Origin of the sequence: Mycobacterium sp. 1245852.3 (genome assembly GCF_001669335.1) — a bacterium.
Taxonomy (GTDB): domain Bacteria; phylum Actinomycetota; class Actinomycetes; order Mycobacteriales; family Mycobacteriaceae; genus Mycobacterium; species Mycobacterium europaeum_A.
This window is the reverse complement of the sequence record NZ_LZLL01000572.1, coordinates 1-2,406: the sequence shown is the minus strand read 5'-3', so window position 1 is coordinate 2,406 and position 2,406 is coordinate 1. Positions and strand designations below refer to the sequence as shown.

At 60.8% G+C, this 2,406-nt stretch carries 3 protein-coding genes; 1 reads left to right on the top strand and 2 read right to left on the bottom strand.

All coding sequences use genetic code 11. The features are described from left to right. Positions 1–955: biotin synthase BioB (gene bioB / locus A9W96_RS26760; protein ID WP_255363006.1), on the bottom strand; the 955-nt coding region annotated here is incomplete at its 3' end. Between the two features lie 242 nt (positions 956–1,197). Continuing rightward, positions 1,198–1,707 (bottom strand): MarR family winged helix-turn-helix transcriptional regulator, encoded by a 510-nt coding sequence (locus A9W96_RS26755; protein ID WP_156765432.1) that lies wholly within the window; start codon positions 1,705–1,707, stop codon positions 1,198–1,200. A gap of 58 nt (positions 1,708–1,765) precedes the next feature. Here A9W96_RS26755 and A9W96_RS31845 point away from each other — a divergent pair. Next, on the top strand, positions 1,766–2,406 hold a 641-nt coding region (locus A9W96_RS31845), incomplete at its 3' end, for an alpha/beta fold hydrolase (RefSeq protein ID WP_067144323.1).

Sequence of the window (2,406 nt, the reverse complement as noted above, 5' to 3'; positions counted from 1 at the left end):
CGGGCTGTCCTTGGCTGGTGAGGTAGTCCCCGAGGAACATCGAATTGGCTAGGTGTAGTGCCAGCGGTTGCAGTGTGCGCAAATGTATTTCGCGTCCGCCGGCAATGCGGACTTCGACGTCGGGGAAGGCGAATCGGAACATTGCCAGGATGCGTAGGCAGCGTTGCGGGGTCAGTTCCCAATGCCCACCCAGGGGAGTGCCCTGGAACGGGATGAGGAAGTTCACCGGCACCGAATCGGGCTCGAGTTCACGCAAAGCCAGTGCGACATCGACGATGTCGTCGTCGGATTCGCCCATCCCGAAGATGGCCCCCGAGCAGGGCGACAGGCCGGCGGTTTTGGCGTCACCCACGGTGGCGGCGCGGTCGGCGAAGGTATGGGTTGAGCAGATGCGCGCGTAATTCTTATCGCTGGTGTTCAGGTTGTGGTTATACGCGTCGGCGCCGGCCTCATGCAGCCGCTCGGCTTGCCCCTGTTTCAGCAGCCCTAGGCAGACGCACACCTCCACTGCGGGGGTGGAGTTCTTGATCACAGCGATCGTGTCGGTGACGCGATCGATATCACGATCGGCCGGCCCGCGGCCGGCGGCAACCAGGCAGATGCGTTTAGCGCCGGCATCAATCGCGCATTGCGCGTGGCGGGCGACCTCCTCGGTGTTGATCCAGGAGTACTTGAGGATCTCAGCGCTCGACCCAAGCCGTTGTGAGCAATAGCTGCAATCCTCTGGACACATCCCGGATTTCATGTTCACCAGGTAGTTGAGCTTGACTTGCCGGCCGAAAAACTTGCGCCGCACCCGTGCGGCCGCGGCGATCACATCGAGCAGGTCATCGTCACTGCTGGCCAACACCGTCAGCAAGTCGTCACGATCCATGCGGCCGCGCTGCAACGCGGTGGCGGTCATCGCCGACAAGCGCTGCTCAAACTCCGTATGCGTCACGGCCGGGTCATGCACGGGCTTCTCCTTTTTGGTCGTCGATCAACGCGGTGGGCTGGTGGCCGTGCGGGATGTCGACTCCCGCCCATGACGAGCGACCATACACCAAACTTAAGAAAAGTAAGAGTACCATAAGGCAACATTAAGGGCGTGGCGCGGCTGCTAGTTGTTGCTGGACAACACATTGTTGACGGTCGTAATGATGACCGGGTGGCGCGGTGACCGAGAACTCTAAGGTCTACTCGTCCGTGGATGGCCTATCAGGGAGTTGGGTCTGATCCTGCCTGGTCTGAAAGGAGTCTGTGGTGCAGCGCCTTCAGCGTTCGGATAGTGGCGTCGATGTCCGCGTCCGGGATCTCGGCGAAACCCTGGCTTTCTGTCTGCGCTAGCAGGGCCTGCGCTCGAACGAGCAGCCGTCGGCCTTCTTTAGTGAGGGTCACGCTGTTCTGCCGGCGCGACTGTTCAGAAATCCCAACGTCAATCCATCCGTTTTGGCGGGCGATGTCGATGTGCCGGCTGACCGCACTCTTGGCGATACCAAGACGTTCGGCGATCATCTGCTGGGACGGTGTCGGTGCCCCCATCTCGATCAGCCTCAACAGCAGGAACTGACGCAGGCTAATTCCCAGCTGGTCGCGAAACATTGCATCGCCACGCTTGTCAACCAGAGCTGCGACGCGGTGCAGGTAGTAGCCGAACTCGCTGTAGGGGCTGCTCGGCGGTGCCATGGCGTAATGATCCTCCGGCCAGTTCTCATCGCAACTGTTCACATATGAACGGTTTGGGTTAGGCTTAATCGGCACCGCTGCGCCGAAAGGAACGCCTAACGTGCTTCAGGAAACCACACCGGGCCGCGCCCACAACGGCGATGTGTCGCTGGCCTACGAGGTATTCGGTCCAAGCACCGGCAGACCGCTGCTGCTTCTCATGGGTCTCGGTATGCAAATGCTGCTCTGGCACAACGACTTCTGCCGCGCGCTTGTCGCACGGGGTTTCCAGGTCGCGCGAATGGACAATCGCGATGTCGGCCTGTCCACCCACCTGACTCATCTCGGCGCACCCAGCGTGTGCGATGTGATCGTGCGTCCACGCAAAGCAGCTCGATATTCATTGAGCGACATGGCCGGGGATGCGATCGCGGTCCTCGATGACCTCGGCTGGGAAAGCACCAACGTCGTCGGCGGCTCACTGGGCGGCATGATCGCTCAAACGCTGGCCATCGAACATCCGCGGCGAGCACGCTCGCTGACATCGATCATGTCCTCACCTTCGGCAAAAATCGGCCGTGCCTCGGTCAGACTTGGCATGAAGATCGCCCGTGTGCTCAGCCAACCGATCGACTCTCCACAGCAGGCCGGCCAACAACTGGTCGAGTTATATGCCCTCATCGGCACACCACCTGCCAACTATCCGCTCGACATCGACTGGCTCAACGACGTTGGAGCAGCCAGCTTTCAACGCGCACATGA